The 14,530-nt window shown below is 39.3% G+C and carries 16 protein-coding genes; 12 read left to right on the forward strand and 4 right to left on the reverse strand.

The window, feature by feature from the left end; translation table 11 throughout:
* Nucleotides 1–161: 161 nt before the first annotated feature.
* From ilvB to QNI22_RS14070, 3 genes are all read left to right on the forward strand, one after another.
* The gene (gene ilvB, locus QNI22_RS14060; RefSeq protein WP_314511442.1) at nucleotides 162–1,898 is read left to right on the forward strand and encodes a biosynthetic-type acetolactate synthase large subunit; all 1,737 of its coding nucleotides are present in this window, start codon (nucleotides 162–164) and stop codon (nucleotides 1,896–1,898) included.
* A 45-nt stretch (nucleotides 1,899–1,943) separates the two neighbouring features.
* The gene (locus tag QNI22_RS14065) at nucleotides 1,944–2,198 is read left to right on the forward strand and encodes an ACT domain-containing protein (RefSeq protein ID WP_314511444.1); all 255 of its coding nucleotides are present in this window, start codon (nucleotides 1,944–1,946) and stop codon (nucleotides 2,196–2,198) included.
* 294 nt (nucleotides 2,199–2,492) lie between these two features.
* Entirely contained in the window at nucleotides 2,493–2,771 is a 279-nt protein-coding gene (locus QNI22_RS14070; RefSeq protein ID WP_314511446.1) for a putative quinol monooxygenase, read from the forward strand.
* Between the two features lie 110 nt (nucleotides 2,772–2,881).
* On the opposite strand, the gene QNI22_RS14075 is transcribed toward QNI22_RS14070, so the two are convergent.
* Nucleotides 2,882–3,751, reverse strand: a complete 870-nt coding sequence (locus QNI22_RS14075) for a hypothetical protein (protein ID WP_314511448.1) — start codon at nucleotides 3,749–3,751, stop codon at nucleotides 2,882–2,884.
* Nucleotides 3,752–4,055: 304 nt separating this feature from the next.
* On the opposite strand from QNI22_RS14075, the gene QNI22_RS14080 reads away from it, so the two are divergent.
* Together QNI22_RS14080 and QNI22_RS14085 are read left to right on the forward strand one after the other, a co-directional pair.
* Entirely contained in the window at nucleotides 4,056–4,625 is a 570-nt protein-coding gene (locus tag QNI22_RS14080; protein ID WP_314511449.1) for a chemotaxis protein CheB, read from the forward strand.
* Nucleotides 4,626–4,880: 255 nt separating this feature from the next.
* Nucleotides 4,881–6,338, forward strand: a complete 1,458-nt coding sequence (locus tag QNI22_RS14085) for an MBL fold metallo-hydrolase (RefSeq protein WP_314511450.1) — start codon at nucleotides 4,881–4,883, stop codon at nucleotides 6,336–6,338.
* Between the two features lie 481 nt (nucleotides 6,339–6,819).
* Here the strand turns inward: QNI22_RS14085 and QNI22_RS14090 are convergent, their stop codons facing one another.
* The gene (locus QNI22_RS14090) at nucleotides 6,820–7,236 is read right to left on the reverse strand and encodes a hypothetical protein (protein ID WP_314511451.1); all 417 of its coding nucleotides are present in this window, start codon (nucleotides 7,234–7,236) and stop codon (nucleotides 6,820–6,822) included.
* Nucleotides 7,237–7,349: 113 nt separating this feature from the next.
* Between QNI22_RS14090 and QNI22_RS14095 the strand changes: the two genes are divergently transcribed.
* Nucleotides 7,350–7,964 carry a class I SAM-dependent methyltransferase gene (locus tag QNI22_RS14095; RefSeq protein ID WP_314511452.1) on the forward strand — a complete coding sequence of 205 codons (615 nt, stop codon included), beginning with the start codon at nucleotides 7,350–7,352 and terminating at the stop codon, nucleotides 7,962–7,964.
* Between the two features lie 65 nt (nucleotides 7,965–8,029).
* Here the strand turns inward: QNI22_RS14095 and QNI22_RS14100 are convergent, their stop codons facing one another.
* Nucleotides 8,030–8,695: a hypothetical protein gene (locus tag QNI22_RS14100; RefSeq protein WP_314511454.1), complete on the reverse strand. Its 666-nt coding sequence runs from the start codon at nucleotides 8,693–8,695 to the stop codon at nucleotides 8,030–8,032.
* Between the two features lie 654 nt (nucleotides 8,696–9,349).
* Between QNI22_RS14100 and QNI22_RS14105 the strand changes: the two genes are divergently transcribed.
* The 6 genes from QNI22_RS14105 to QNI22_RS14125 all read left to right on the forward strand — a co-directional run bounded on the left by QNI22_RS14105 (nucleotide 9,350) and on the right by QNI22_RS14125 (nucleotide 13,715).
* Nucleotides 9,350–10,255, forward strand: coding sequence for an NAD(P)H-binding protein (locus QNI22_RS14105; protein WP_314511455.1), 906 nt, complete (start codon nucleotides 9,350–9,352; stop codon nucleotides 10,253–10,255).
* A 9-nt stretch (nucleotides 10,256–10,264) separates the two neighbouring features.
* Nucleotides 10,265–11,182, forward strand: a complete 918-nt coding sequence (locus QNI22_RS14110) for a helix-turn-helix domain-containing protein (protein WP_314511457.1) — start codon at nucleotides 10,265–10,267, stop codon at nucleotides 11,180–11,182.
* Nucleotides 11,183–11,317: 135 nt separating this feature from the next.
* Entirely contained in the window at nucleotides 11,318–12,265 is a 948-nt protein-coding gene (locus tag QNI22_RS14115; protein WP_314511459.1) for a CE1 family esterase, read from the forward strand.
* A gap of 213 nt (nucleotides 12,266–12,478) precedes the next feature.
* Nucleotides 12,479–12,628: an AraC family ligand binding domain-containing protein gene (locus QNI22_RS40285; RefSeq protein WP_419836231.1), complete on the forward strand. Its 150-nt coding sequence runs from the start codon at nucleotides 12,479–12,481 to the stop codon at nucleotides 12,626–12,628.
* Between the two features lie 36 nt (nucleotides 12,629–12,664).
* Complete coding sequence (locus QNI22_RS14120) at nucleotides 12,665–13,279, forward strand: helix-turn-helix domain-containing protein (RefSeq protein WP_314511461.1); 615 nt, start codon at nucleotides 12,665–12,667, stop codon at nucleotides 13,277–13,279.
* 88 nt (nucleotides 13,280–13,367) lie between these two features.
* Complete coding sequence (locus QNI22_RS14125) at nucleotides 13,368–13,715, forward strand: SDR family NAD(P)-dependent oxidoreductase (protein ID WP_314511462.1); 348 nt, start codon at nucleotides 13,368–13,370, stop codon at nucleotides 13,713–13,715.
* Nucleotides 13,716–14,138: 423 nt separating this feature from the next.
* On the opposite strand, the gene QNI22_RS14130 is transcribed toward QNI22_RS14125, so the two are convergent.
* Nucleotides 14,139–14,378, reverse strand: a complete 240-nt coding sequence (locus tag QNI22_RS14130) for a hypothetical protein (RefSeq protein WP_314511463.1) — start codon at nucleotides 14,376–14,378, stop codon at nucleotides 14,139–14,141.
* Between the last annotated feature and the right edge of the window lie 152 nt (nucleotides 14,379–14,530).

The raw sequence follows: 14,530 nt of genomic DNA on the forward strand, positions 1-14,530 counted from the left end.
ATACGAATGCTATAAATGGATAGAGTGGGAGAATATACCTGTTATACTGTATTGTTGCTTTGTTAAAAACCGGAATTATACAATTTATTGTCTCTTGCTTTCGGGCCATGAAAAATATATTTGCGATATCTCATTCAGGAATTATCTAATTTTAATACAACATGGAGAGTGCAAAAAATGGTGCCCAGATTTTAATTGACACCCTTGAACAACTGGGAGTAGAATATATCTTTGGCTACTCAGGAGGAGCAGCATTGCCTTTGTTTGATGCGCTGTACCATTCTTCTATCAAGTTAATTCTAACAAGGCACGAACAGGGAGCTACCCACATGGCTGATGGCTATGCCCGAGTTACCGGAAAGCCAGGAGTAGTATTGGTTACCAGTGGTCCTGGCGCTACCAACACCATTACAGGAATGATGACTGCCCAGATGGATTCGGTGCCTATGATTGTACTTACAGGGCAGACTATTACCAGTTTGTTGGGGTTGGATGCTTTTCAGGAAGCTGATATTTTTGGCATGACTATGTCTGTGGTAAAGCACAATTACCTGATAAAAAATACGGCTGACATCTCCCGAATTACCAGAGAGGCCTTTCACATTGCTACCTCCGGGCGTCCTGGTCCAGTCTTAATAGACCTACCCAAGGATGTTACTTCAGCTCCATTCAACGGCTCACTTACCGATGAGTTAGGTCTTCCTGCTTTCCAGCTTCCGGCCCGACCCAATCCTGAGAGTATACAGAGTTTAGCTGATTTGATTAATCAATCTCATAAGCCAATTCTGTTAGTGGGACATGGAGCTTTACTTTCAGGTGCTGCCACAGAAGTACGTGCCTTGGCAGAACTGATTCAGGCTCCTGTTACCAACACCTTATTGGGGAAAGGAGGATTTCCTGAAACACATCCCTTATCTTTGGGTATGTTAGGAATGTATGGCACTGTATATGCCAATAAAGCTTTGTTGGAATGTGACCTGATTCTGTCCATTGGCTGCCGCTGGGATGACCGGATCAATGGGAATCCGAAGAAGTTTTGTCCGCAAGCCAAAAAGCTGCATATCGATATCGATCCTGCTGAAATTGGCAAGATCGTAGTTCCGGATGCCTATGCTATAGGAGATGCTAAGCAGGTATTACAAGAGCTACTTCCACTGGTACATCCGCTGGATACCAAGAAATGGGTGGAGCGGGTGCAGGAGCTGAAAAGGATATACCCCTTACAGTACAGGCCTTTCCATGGCAAGGTTCCGGAAGGCTCAGCTTCCTTGCGAGCACAGCATGTGATTGATGTACTTTACCAGTTGACGAATGGAAACGCTATTGTTACTACGGATGTAGGCCAGCATCAGATGTGGGCGGCTCAGTATTTTAAAACAGACCAACCCGATACCTGGCTTTCTTCAGGAGGAGCAGGTACTATGGGGTTTGGATTTCCGGCAGCGATTGGTGCCCAGCTAGCCAGACCAGATCAGCGAGTGATTGCCATTGTGGGAGATGGTGGTTTTCAAATGACCCTTTGCGAACTTTCTACTGCTGCCCTTCACAAGCTTCCGCTGAAGATCCTGGTGATTGACAATAAATACCTGGGAATGGTGCGACAATGGCAGGAATTTTTCCTTGATGGACGCTACAGTGGCACTGACCTGGAAGGAAATCCTGATTTTTGTATGCTAGCTCAGGCTTATGGGGTAAAAGCCTTTCGCATTACAAAAGAAGGAGAGCTGGAACAAACCCTGGCTGAGGCCCTTGCCTACCAGTCTGGTCCTTGTCTGATTCACACCGAAGTGGTCAAAGAGGATAATGTATTCCCTATGATTCCTGCAGGTCAGTCTATTCATGAAATGATTATAGAATCACCTACTGGTCCCTTACGAATGCCGGAGGGAAGTACATAGTCAAATGCTGATTTTCTATATCATTTTTTAACCCAAACTATTCGCATGGAAACGCAACATACTTTTTCTCTGATTTATACTAGAAAACCAGGTATCCTTATCCGGGTCGCTCTTGTACTGGAACGCCGGGGGTATACTATTGAGTCAATGAGTACCAATTCTTATGATTCTAATCCCGACTATTGGGAAATGATACTTACTACAGAGGGTGATCCGGAAAAGCTGGAACAGATAACCCGACAATTGGCTAAACTTATTGACGTCTTTTCTGTACAGGTACTCAAGGAAATGTACTGTTGATGATAATTGTTATGGCTTCAGGAATGCTCTTCTAATTCTGCTCCACTGACTGTTGTTGGGGAGATTCATTATGCAAGGGCTATTCCTTTTTTAGTTTGGTAAGCATTTGCGTATTTAGTTGTTAATGAGTGCTTTACGACTAGGGTTTACTTTAAATTATAAAGCTTGATTCCGTCCGTATAAAGTGCTGAAGGTATCAAGTATACTGTTTGTGATAGTATTTACTTTTGGCAAAGTGGCTACTGCCCAGGAAAAAAGCAAATGGTTAGACTGGCTAAGATCAAAGTCGAACCTGTGCAATTGAAAAAATATGCCACTGCTTTAAATGTGCAAATGAATACAGCTATCCGTTTTAAACCGAGAGTTCTGATCTATTATGCTGTGGCTGATAAAAGCAACCCCTCAAATATAACCATCCTTGAAATCTATGTTGATACAGCTGCCTACAAAGCCCACATAGAAACTGCCCATTTTAAGAAATACAAAGAAACTGTAAAAGATATGGTTAGGTCGTTAGAGCTAGTAGATGTTACTTTGCTTAATTCAGCTAAGAAACCGGTATGTAAGATTTGAGCTGATAAAGTCCAGCAGTCTTTATCAGAGAGCTGATCTGAGGCTTTTAGAAGCAAAACAAAAGCCACTGAGATTAGATTTCAGTGGCTTGATCAGATAGCTTTTCTTTGTTACTTAATAGTAATCGTTTTAGTCACCCCATCAATAGTTAGTGTTGCCTTATCATCACAGGTACCATCGCCATAATCTAAAACAGCGTTTGAGTATCCCTCTGTCTCTATCAGGTAGTTACCAGATACCTTATGATAATTGCATGATTTGGTAGTGAGTATGGGATCTTCGATTGTAGCAGTAAAGGCTGTACCCTTTTTATTTATTCCTGAAATCTCGCCTGTTGTGGATGTAACAGAAGGAGAGTAGCTAGTTCCGCCATTGGGTAAATTTTCTTTCACATCCAGCTTATAAGACCATGTATGGGTGCTGCTCCATTTTATTTGCGAACCATCTTCATACGTCACCGAAGCATTGTTGTATTTTGCCACTTGCTGTCTGCTGGAATCGATACGGGTTATGGTAAGTACATAACTTCCAGTGTATGTTCTGCCATTTTCTGTATAGCCATTAAAATCCGGAACTGCAACCTCAAAACCATTCTCAATAGTAGTTACCACAAATGTTATCTTTCCCTTAAAACTCACACTATCACATACTACACCTGTTCCGTAGTCGAATGTATAAATCCTTTGTCCCGCTTCATTCTTTGTGTAAGTGAAAGTGCCACATTCTTCTTCCATCATTCTATTTAGTCTGGCAGAAGCAGTAGTTTTATTGATTTTACCACTTGATGGGTCTGAATCTCCAAAGCCTGAGGCCATGTTACTAATTACTTCCAGTTCAGCTAGTATATCTATTGTTGACTGGGCAGAAGCAAAGTTTTGTTCGGATGAAGGTTTCACCTCTTCCTCTTTTTTGCAACCTACCAGAACGGTTACAATGAGTGTCAGTGCAAAAATCCAATAGACAAGTGTGTTTTTTTTCATAGCAGTTTTAATATGTCTGTTTGTTAATAGTAGTGTATAGAACCTATTACAATCGTTTTAACCAAATGTAACCTAAATCTGCGATTTATTATGGAATGTAACACATATATATAGTAGTATATAGTAGAGTTTATGTAATAAAGTAAAGATTTCTGATCAAAAAGATATAAGCCAGAGATAAGATAGAGGATATACTATCATTTGGATTATAGTGTAGTCATAGATCATTTATTTCTTCTTTAACTTCCTCTATAACAGGCACGATTTTATAGTGGATATCTAGTGAGATTAAATGAGGAAACGTATGAATAAGACTACATCCTACCCAGTTGTTGGAATAGGTTTTTCAGCAGGAGGGATTGAGGCTCTACAAACGTTTTTGGCGAATTTGCCGAATCCTACAGGTGCTTCCTTTATTATTATTCCACATCTGTCTGCACAAAATGAAAGTCAGCTGGACAAGGTGCTCAAACGTTACACAAAACTGCAAATAAGCTGGATTACAGACCATGTTATCCCTCAGCCTGAATGTGCTTATCTATTGCCTCCTGGTAAACAGTTGGACTTTCAGGCTGAAGCTTTTTTACTTAGACCACGCTTACCCGAACAAAAAATCAATCACATGATTGACCTGGGGTTTACAGCTCTTGCACAGGCTTTTCAGCGGCGTGTGATTGGTATTGTATTGTCAGGTATGGGCAACGATGGACTCACTGGTGCCAGAGCTATTGAGCAACAAGGTGGTATTGTACTGGTGCAGAATCCGGAAACAGCCCAGTTTCAGAGCATGCCCAAGTCTATAATTTCTCACGACCATCCGGATATGGTTGCTACACCCAAAGAACTGGCAGGCATATTGATGCGTATGTTATAAATTTGATCAACTACCCGAACTTTTCCATATTATCGGATACATCTTGAATAGACCAGTTATACTATATATCATCAAAATGGGTAAAAGAATTATCTATCTTTGCATTCCTACTCTTTAACTGATAAATTGGAAAGAGGTAAGATAATAGACATATCAGTGAGAACAATAACGATCAACTGGGCCATTGCCTAGCTCTGATTGTACAAACAGGCATTCATGAAACATAAACTTATACAATTGTAATTTGTAGAAAAGATGGAAAGAAGAAAATTTATCTCTAATCTATCCGGCTTTGGAGCACTATCTTTGATGAAACCAGATTTGTTATTCAGTAAAACTGTCGTTTTTTCAGCCAATTATACGATTGAGCAATTTGAAGATAAAGGATTGGCGCATTTTTCATATGCTATGATGGCCGACAAAAAAATAATTGTCATAGATCCTAAAAGAGATCCGCAAATCTATTACGACTATGCCAAACAGCATAATGCTAAAATCATAGGCATCATTGAGACTCATCCTCATGCTGATTTTGCCAGTGCACACCTGGAGATGCACAAGAAATTAAATGTACCCATCTATGCAAGTAGTCTGACCAAACCTGGTTATCCGGGAACTGCGTTTGATGAGGGTGCAATCATTAAGCTTTCCGATAAGGTAAATTTACGATCGTTGTATACACCTGGCCATGCACCTGATCATATAGCTGTAGTGCTGGCTGAAAAAGGCAAAGACATTGCCGTATTTTCAGGCGACTCCCTGCTCATTGGTGATGTTGGGCGTCCGGATCTTCGGGATTTCTCTAAGAATGTAGACTCCCAGCGCCAAAAGCTAGCAGAGATGATGTATGACACCATTCATGAGAAGTTTGCCAAACTGAGTGATGAGGTGATTTTATATCCTGCTCATGGTGCGGGTTCTTTGTGTGGAAAGTCTATTCGTAAAGCGGCCGACTCAACCATAGGGTATGAACGACAGCATAATTATGCTTTTGAGAAAAGAACAAAAGCTGAATTTGTAAGCTTGCTCTTGCAGGATCAACCATTTATCCCTAAATATTTTCCTTATTCAGTAGGGTTAAACATTCAGGGAGTTCCTGAACTAGCTGCAAGCCTGGCCAAAATCAACCGCTTACCCAAAAATTATCAGCCAGAGGCACAGGCTCTGATCATAGATTCCCGTCCGGCAGACGCTTTTAAAGCTTCGTATATTACTGATGCCGTTAACATTCAAAATGGTGGAAGCTTCGCTACCTGGCTAGGAAGTCTGGTATCTCCTGATACACAATTTTATTTGATTGGTGCGGATGAGGAGAGCTTAAAGGGTGTTATACAAAAGGCTGCTTCTATCGGATATGAATCTAAGATAAAAGGTGCCTTTGTCTATGATGCCAAAAACGGAAATCAGTTTGCTGCCCTTGATAGAAACTCATTCAAACCAGAAGAAAATAAGTATACGTATCTGGATGTACGAACAACAAAAGAGGTAAAACAGGAACCGGTTTTCAAAAACAGTATTAACATTCCTCTGCAGGAACTAGACAAACGCATGTCAGAGATTCCTACAGACAAACCTATTCTGGTAAACTGTGCCTCTGGCTATCGTTCTGCTACCGCAAGTAGTATGCTTAAAAAGCTGCTACCTACAGTACCTGTATATGACCTTGGAGCCGCAGTAGCAGACTACAAGAACACAGCAGAAGCTAAGAAGTAAAATATGTATAAAGAGTGATTGCTCCAGTAAATGACAGGCTGCCAGATTTAGATTTGTTTCCAATCTTGAGGATTTTAAGAATAAAAGTTTCCCGTCGTTGGTGTTTTCACCAACGACCTGTTTCCTCTGTTCATGACCTTTTCCAACTTAAGGTAGATACAAAGTAGATCTTACTGGTTCGAACCTACATTGACAGTAACTTTAAAGGATGAAAAAGCCGCTAAGTCGCTTTTTAAAGATATGCAACAGATAGATAAAGTGAATCTCCCGTATGGATATTCTGCCTTTTTTGATTGGAGCTGGTACCTGCATGGAAACAAGGTTTATTTTGTCTCTTTTCCTGTTCCATGTGAATTAAGAGAGAAAGTAGAAGAAACTATTGAGAGGATTTGTTGTGAGCCATGAATGTTGTTCTCACCTTATAACTTCATTTAACTCCTGTTCGGCTATCATAGACTATGAAAGAGCTTTTCTGATTTGTCTATTTCTCGGCTGATTTAGCTAAATAATAGGTAAAGTTACGTTTTACTGGAGTAAGTCCCATATACTCTATGCCATGTCTTAAAGTTTTTCCGTAATGAAAAACATGCTCCTTAAAAAAGAAACTCTCATTCTCTGAATCTTTCACATTAAAGATTATTGTGTTATTTTTTATTTTGTATTGAAAATTGATAGGAATGTTGGATGGGGGGATAAATTTACCTGTATAATTAGTAGTAAAGACAAATTTGGAACAAACATTGTAACAGGTCTCTATTGTATCATTTCCTGATTTACATAGGCTCCAACTACCTGAAAACTCATTCGCGCTTATTGTTAACTCTTGGCTTGGTGTTTTTGGTGTATTAGTACTGCAAGAAATTAACAGTAGTAAAAAAGCTGAAAATAGATTTTTCATTGAATTAATTTGGGTTAGAGAGTAAGCTATATCAATAGCTTCTATACTATAATATACTCAAGTCCTTTATAGTCTGTAACAATAATAGTCATCAGCAATCTCTAAACCTCGATATGAAGGAAAATTGTACACTTGGAACAACAGGTTATGCTACCGTTATCCCCAAATTTATAGACGCAACCCTAGCTATAGACTTTACAGAGCTCCATCAGGATTTTTTACCTTATATTCCCTCAAATGCAAGTCGCATACTGGACATAGGAGCAGGTATTGGGAGGGATGCGTTTGTATTAGCCCAAATGGGACATTCGGTTGTTGCTGTTGAACCTACTCATGAACTTCGTCTGGTAGGAGAGAAGTTATTCGATTCTAAAAATATAAAATGGGTGGATGATTCCTTACCTGCGCTTAGCTTGCTTGATGATCAATTGGGTTTGTTTGATTTTATTCTGGCTTCAGGAGTATGGCACCACCTAAATGAGGAGGAGCAATCCCGTTCCATGCAACGAGTCGCCCAGCTACTAATTCACAATGGAATTTTTGCTCTTACACTTCGACACGGACCCTCAGGTGCAGGAACACATGTCTTTCCGATCAATCCAAAACGAACCATTCAACATGCCAGCCAGTTGGGGTTAAAACCAGTATTGATTTTGGAAAATCAGCCAAGTCTTATGAAAAACAAAGAAAATGTATTCTGGACAAAATTAGTATTTCAAAAACAGTAAGCACTTTAGTTACAACGGATCTGAACAAATGCCCAGACCCTTCCTATATTTTTGTAATGATGTAACTACTGAAATCTTTCAGTTTGAAGTAGTTCTTTTTCAATACAGATACTTCGCTCTATCTTCTTTAAACCTGTTCTGACAAACGTTAAGGGGTGCTGAGGAAACATAGAATCATATTCTTCACTTTCTGATAGATTCATTTGTATGCCTTCTCTTATCTCTGAGTCATATGGATCTTTGAACCATCCTGTAATCCCATTTTCGCCTAATTCGATGGTTCCTTCACTTAACATTTTATTGGCAATAGTAGCATCCCGTACTCCTGTGGTTCCCTGTTCCCAAGACTGAATTTTCACTACATAACTGTAGTTCTTAAAAGGAATTGTAATAGATCCTATATAGGCCATACCTGTAGGTTGCATTGGAAATTTAAAGATGGTTTTAACACTAGGTATTCCCGCAATCAGGATATTCGTTACTTCTATAATACCTCCATCCGGTTGAGCTATAGTACGATATAAGTTTCTAAGATTATCTATATGATCTGGATGACAAGGGAGGTCTGGTGGAATGCTAAAGAAATTTATACTCAGTATCGCCGGATAATCTTTCCTTTCCCACTTATACTCTTTATCCGTTTTTTCTTCTTCAACCCACTCTGTTGTATCTATTTTTAAAGAGTTAATGCTTGGTTCTGAGGAGCTAAATAATTTTTTAAAAAAGTTCATTGAAAAGATTGCTACAAGTAGATAGAAGGATAAATGCTTAAAATTTACTGTTAATAGTTTGTTTACACAAAAAAATGTGTGAATTCTGGTGCAATATAGATTTTTACCGCTTCCATAATACGTTGTATTTACTTGTATTGCAACTTACCTTTACCAGTCAAACCAAATATGAAACACTTCTGTATTTAGCAGATTAGTACAAGCTTTATTGGCTATGGTGTTGGTTTACTAATGGAACAGTTGTGTCTGATATGGGTATGGAGGATATTGCGCCTATAGTAGCCAAACTGCTTGGACTTTCCTGCACTTTACCAGATAGAGTATTTTATTTCTTTTCTATCCTGCTGAAAGAATCTCTCCGCCATGGAGGGACAGATGTGGCAAGACCGATGGCCCTTACTTTTGATTGTATTTTTCTCTCATAATATAAACGCAACTCTATTTGTCAAGAGATCCTTTCAGAAAGACAGGAAGAGGGATGATTCTTTCGGAAGGAAAAGAAATTACAGGATGTGTATCTGGAAAATGTCTTTTTCTGCTTCTAACCTGATTATTGGCTACGACAACAGTTAATTCGGCTACGTCCGTGGTTTTGTTTCGCTATAAGTTTGCTATTACTATTTCATACTATGATTTACCCTAAAATTTAAACAGATGAAAATTGTACTAACAGGCTCAATTGGCCACATTGGCAAACCACTCACAACCGAATTAGTTAAAAAAGGACATCAGGTAACTGTAATCAGCAGTAGCCCGGAACGGCAAAAAGCCATTGAAGAATTAGGTGCAACAGCCGCCATAGGTACAATGGAAGATGCTGATTTCTTGACAAGGACTTTTACTGGAGCAGATATTGTATATCTTATGGAAACATTGGGAACAGGCTCTGTTGCCTTCTTTGACCAAAATCTTAACATTATTGACGCCATTACACAGATTGGCTACAATTATAAGCAGGCTATTGAACGTGCTGGTGTTAAAAAGATTGTGCATCTAAGCAGTATCGGTGCAGACAAGGGAGCAGGTCTGCTTCGCTTTCATTACAATGTAGAGAACATCCTGAGGGAGTTGCCCGATGATATTTCTATTAAGTGTATGCGTCCTGTAGGCTTTTACTATACTATCTATCCATTCATTTCAATGATTCAGAAAGATGGAGCTATTTTCGCGAACTGGGGTGGAGGCGTAAAAGAACCTTGGGTGGAACCTGCTGACATTGCAGCTGTGATAGCTGAAGAAATGGAAAGTCCATTTGAGGGAAGATCTATTCGCTATATTGCCAGCGACGAAGTTTCACCCAATGAGTTGGCAAAGATTTTAGGGAATGCCATTGGAAAGCCTGATCTTCAGTGGATAGAAATTAGTGATGAACAAATGTTACAGGGTTTACTGGCAGCAGGTATGAGTTTGGAAACGGCAAAAGGATATGTAGAAATGAATGTAGGGCGACGGGATGGTTCATTATATGAAGATTACTTTAAACACAGACCTAAGCTGGGAAAGGTAAAGCTGACAGACTTTGCCAAGGATTTTGCAGTCGCATTCGCTAAAAACCAGTAAACTTGTAGTATGCAGGAGACAACACCTATCCGGATAAAAACCATATCCGAACTTCATGCCCTTCGTGGTCTGCCTAAGCCACTGCATCCGCTGATCAGTGTGATAAATCTGGAAACTATTGAAAAGACAGAAGCACAGACACAAGGGACTGTTGTACTTGATTTTTATTCTATCTCTATCAAACGAGGTCTAAACATTAAGTACAAATATGGTCAACAGCAATACGATTTTGATGAAGGTGTTATGTTCTTTACCGCACCTGGTCAGGTAATAGGAATGGAAGTTGGTGACGAACCAATCAAACATACGGGATGGACATTATTTATCCATCCCGATTTTCTCTGGAATACGAATCTGGCTAAAGGGATCAAAAAGTATGAGTTCTTTGACTATGCTGTAAGTGAAGCACTTTTCCTTTCCGAAAGAGAAGAGCAAATGGTTAAGCTTATTCTTCAGGATATGGAACGTGAATATGACGCCAACATTGACAGGTTTAGCCAGAACATTATTATCTCGCAAATAGAATTGCTGCTTAACTATTCAGAGCGATTCTATAACCGGCAGTTTATCACCCGTAAGAAGGCGCATCACCAGATTCTGGATAAGCTGGAACAACTGCTTGATGAATACTTTACTGATGACAGCCGGATACAAACAGGCTTGCCAACGGTGCAGGAGGTAGCCGATGCATTAAACTTATCTCCAACCTATCTTGGAGGATTGTTAAAAGCACTTACCGGATTGAGTACCCAGCAACATATCCATGAAAAACTGATTGAAAAAGCAAAAGAGAAGCTATCCACTACTCGTTTGTCTGTCAGTGAGATTGCCTATGCCTTAGGCTTTGAGCATCCACAATCGTTCAGTAAGTTGTTTAAAAGTAAGACCAATCAGTCTCCACTAGAGTTTCGGGAAAATTTTAACTGATGTTCCCTTTTTGATTATTATCAACCTTATTATATGTACTGACTTATGGAAACACAAGATTGATTTGCCAACACGCAATAAAAATTACTAACTTGATCTTTCAAATCGTCAAACCAGTTTTTAAAAGATCATCGAATGAAAATACAATCCTTTTCAACTACTGACAGAAGATTACGTGTCCTCTTAAAGTCTTTATATACCAGAAGATTCTGGTCATTTGTCATTCTGGTAATTTTATTATTAGGAGATACAATCTCTCAGGCACAACAGATTATTTCCGATTCAGTAGAGATAGAAGGGCATTACCGGGTATTTCATTTCCATAAACCTACACAAAAGCTCAAAAACCCTTCTCTTATCTTTGTGATGCATGGCTCTGGTGGAAATGGCAAGGATATGATGAAGGGGGCTGTAAAGATGGAGCAAAAGACCAATGCAGAAAATGCAATAGCTGTATATCCGGATGGTTATAAAAAGTTCTGGAACGAATGCCGTAAGGCTGCTCCTGTTCCTGCCAATCAGGAAAATATCAACGAACAGGCGTTTTTTCAGTCAGTGATCAACTACTTTGTTAAAAAGTACCATGTCAACAAACGGTATGTATTTGCTGTAGGCACTTCAGGAGGTGGACACATGGCTTATAAGCTGGGACTTACCATGCCTGAATCGTTCAGAGCCATTACTGCTTTGATTGCCAACTTACCAGATACCAACAATATTGACTGTACACCTGTTGGAAAGCCTCTTCCTGTCATGATAGTCAATGGCACCAATGACAATATTAACCCATACAATGGGGGAGAAGTAAAGATTGGGTTTAATATGGGTTTTGTCCGTTCTACAGACCGCACGTTTCATTACTGGTCTGAGTTGGCAGGGTATAAAGGTGATCCTGTAAAAGAAGATGTTCCCAATACAGATCCGAATGATGGCAGAACAATAGAGCGATATACGTATAAAGAAAAAGGAAAACCGGAAGTTGTATTGCTGAAGGTAATAGGAGGGAAGCATGACTATCCCAATGATATTGATATACATACAGAAGCCTGGGAGTTTTTTAAGCGACAGATGAAAGGCGAATAAGGTATTACCTGTTATAAATGCTGGTATTTATAACAGGTAAAGTTGTTGCATACTGAACAATACATTATGAATAAGTTCTAAATTGGGTATATGGAGAAAGTAACGATTCCACGGTTAGAAATAGAAGACTTTGAACAGGTTAACTTTAAGGTGCCTTTTCTGAATGTAGAGTAGTATCCCTATGATGCAAACTATTTCATTGTAAAATATCCGGTGCAGGATTATATTTCTCCTAATCGCAGGCAGTTTTACAAGATCTTTCATATTACTTCTGGTATAGGTATACTAACTGTAGGACTACATCAGTATTTTCTTAGTCCGGGAGACATAGCTTTTTTGCATCCGGATGAAATCATGTCCTGACAAACAACTTCGCTGGAAACAGAAGGACATTTCTGTTTGATTCACCCACACTACTTTGATCAGGCTGCCCATTTGGTTCACCTGTTCAGACACTATCCCTATTTTAAACCTTCTCAGGCAGTTGTTCAGTTAACAGAGGCTCAGTTTGTAAAAATCAATCAGTATTTTAAAGCAATACTTGAGGAGGATGAAGGGCATAACGACGATAAGAAGCAGGCTATATTTCTTCACTTGCAACTAATCCTGCTGGAAGCACAGCGAGTAGGTAAAAATCTGGCAGATGTAAAAGTACCTGAAAGCTATCGTTACATACATGGATTTCTGTACCTGCTTGAGTCCACCTTTCAGATAACCAGACCTGATACGGTGGTGAAAATCAAAACAGTTGCAGAGTTTGCGGATCAGCTACATGTTCATCCCAATTACCTGAATGCGTTGGTGAAAAACCAGACAGGGAAAACACTACGGGAACATATTCAGGATCGGTTACTCTACGAAGCGAAGGTATTACTGACCCAGACAGACTGGGATATCCGGACTATCAGTTATGTACTGGGCTTTTCTGAACAGGCTGCCTTTACCACCTTTTTTAGCAAGGAAGAAGGTGCATCGCCCTCTAAATTTCGGGAGAATATGATGGTTTTACGGTGAGTATTTGAAACTCACAAATATCCCTGTGATTTGCGTAAGGGCTAACCAGGCTATTGTGTGTTCCTTTGTGTCATAAAATCTGACAACAATGGAACAACAAACAAAAACATGGTTTATCACAGGCGCCTCTCAGGGAATAGGCCTTGTATTAGTAAAACAACTACTTGCTAACGGCTATAATGTAGCTGCTACTGCACGCAATCTGGAAACCCTCAAACAAGCCGTTGGTAATTCTTCTGACCAGTTTCTGCTCTTACAGATGGATCTGGTTAATGAGGAAAGTGTAGGCAAGGCAGTTGACGCGGCTATTTCACATTTCAAATCCATCGACTTTTTAGTGAATAATGCCGGATATGGTTTAATTGCTGGTATCGAAGAGTCGTCCAATAAAGAAGTTCAGGCACAGTTTGATGTAAACGTATTTGGACTGCATTGAAGCCAACAAGGAAATTACTCTTTCCACTGATTTCAGTTAATAGAAGGATGTGCATGCTTTAAATACATGAGTCATGCCGAATTTTGGATGAGAGTAAAACCCAAGTCTATTCCTTTTATAAGTATTGGCTTGGGTTTATTTTAAGAATTAATCTCTCATCATTTGTCTATTGTCACTTTCTTGACTCTTCCACTAACCTCTTCATTTTTTGCTTGCCCAAAAAACGAAGCAAAAAAGGGCACTTTTCTCCGATCCTTCCCCCCGCAGGCCAAAGGCCAACCTCGCGCAGAAAAGATTGCCAGCGCACCTACACTGCCATTCGCTATTTAAGTTGTCTTTTCTCTCTTTGTAGCATTCTTTATTATTTCCTTAACGGCATTTTTTACTCAAAATCTGGAATGACTCATGTATTTCTTAAAGGAGTTATTTCTTATCCAACTTCGCCTGAAAAATGAATAAAACCACAGATACTATAAACAGGAATATGGAAATAACCAGATAAGGAATAACAACCTGTTCGTGATGAACCACATCGTGTTCCGGATCAAAATATCTTCCTTCTGAATTATAGGGGAGATTATACGTTTTCAGATAAAAAAAGAACAAAATTCCACTGATTATAAACAAGAACACACAAAACAATTTGATCAATAGTTTGAACATATAACTCTGATTGCTGGTATGAAGGTAATGCTATTATTTTGGGTTATATAGTAGTTTATATATCTCTAAATTACAAAGGACATCATAGTTTTAATTAATACATAGTAGCATTTTTTTTCAATTTTGCAGATGTAAATTCAAGTAGATGCCAC

Origin of the sequence: Xanthocytophaga agilis (genome assembly GCF_030068605.1) — a bacterium.
Classification (GTDB): Bacteria; Bacteroidota; Bacteroidia; order Cytophagales; family 172606-1; genus Xanthocytophaga; species Xanthocytophaga agilis.